The 1,101-nt window shown below is 49.2% G+C and carries 2 tRNA genes and 3 rRNA genes; all 5 read right to left on the bottom strand.

Features of this window, described 5'->3' with window-relative positions:
• Nucleotides 1-150, bottom strand: a 23S ribosomal RNA gene (locus AC1DVJ_RS31110); the annotation flags it as partial.
• A 216-nt stretch (nucleotides 151-366) separates the two neighbouring features.
• Nucleotides 367-442 (bottom strand) — tRNA-Ala (locus AC1DVJ_RS31105).
• A 94-nt stretch (nucleotides 443-536) separates the two neighbouring features.
• A tRNA-Ile gene (locus tag AC1DVJ_RS31100) sits at nucleotides 537-613 on the bottom strand.
• Nucleotides 614-688: 75 nt separating this feature from the next.
• Nucleotides 689-805 (bottom strand): 5S ribosomal RNA (gene rrf / locus AC1DVJ_RS31095).
• Between the two features lie 126 nt (nucleotides 806-931).
• Nucleotides 932-1,101 (bottom strand): 16S ribosomal RNA (locus AC1DVJ_RS31090); the annotation flags it as partial.

The raw sequence follows: 1,101 nt of genomic DNA, 5'->3' as shown, positions 1-1,101 counted from the left end.
TAACTGCGCATTACCACAGCTGGGTTCCCCCATTCGGACATCCCCGGATCAAAGCCTGCTTACGGCTCCCCGAGGCATTTCGTCGTTCGCCACGTCCTTCTTCGGCTCCTAGTGCCTAGGCATCCTCCGTGTGCTCTTTCTAGCTTAACCTAGAAAAAACTTTAAAGATTTTTGCGAGATCCGAAGATCAAGCAACCTAAGTTCTTACTTTACGTTTTTGTTTCGTTATCTAGTTTTCAAGGAACAACTGTGTTGCTGTGATTCAATTATCCTCGCCCTATTTCAGCGGCGAAAGTTATCTTATCACATCTTATTACTGCATTTCAAGTCGAAATTTCTTGGAAATYYCTGTCTTAAAATGTRTTTTGGTGGAGCCAAGCGGGATCGAACCGCTGACCTCCTGCTTGCAAGGCAGGCGCTCTCCCAGCTGAGCTATGGCCCCATAACTTTACCCCACAAAGTGAAGARTAGCTTCGAGGTGAATTCCGATTACTTTCCGGGGACCCCGATTCTGGATACTTCAATATGAAGTTAAATGGTGGGCCCTAGTGGACTCGAACCACCGACCTCACCCTTATCAGGGGTGCGCTCTAACCAGCTGAGCTAAGGGCCCTAAATAKAAATTTYYCAAAATAAAAACCCACCTRCAAGCTTTCGAAGCTTTCTCCGAAAGCTTGCCATGGGTATCGCTTGGCAACGTTCTACTCTCCCAGAACCCTGCGGTTCAAGTACAATCGACGCTGGAAGGCTTAACGGTCGTGTTCGAGATGGGAACGCGTGGATCCCTTCCGCCATCATCACCAAACGAGTTGCAACATGGTGTGAACCAYCTTGCAGAAAGAGGTTTGCTCTTTCAAAACTGAACACGAGTGAGTAAGCGATTTGTRTSCKAAGAYACTTGACTGGATCTATCAGATCCGAGTCTCCATAGAAAGGAGGTGATCCAGCCGCACCTTCCGATACGGCTACCTTGTTACGACTTCACCCCAATCATCTACCCCACCTTCGGCGGCTGGCTCCCTTGCGGGTTACCCCACCGACTTCGGGTGTTGTAAACTCTCGTGGTGTGACGGGCGGTGTGTACAAGACCCGGGAACGTAT

This window comes from Paenibacillus sp. P4_A9 (genome assembly GCF_056402415.1).
The sequence above is the reverse complement of the archived record's forward strand: the minus strand, read 5'-3'. Positions and strand labels throughout refer to the sequence as shown.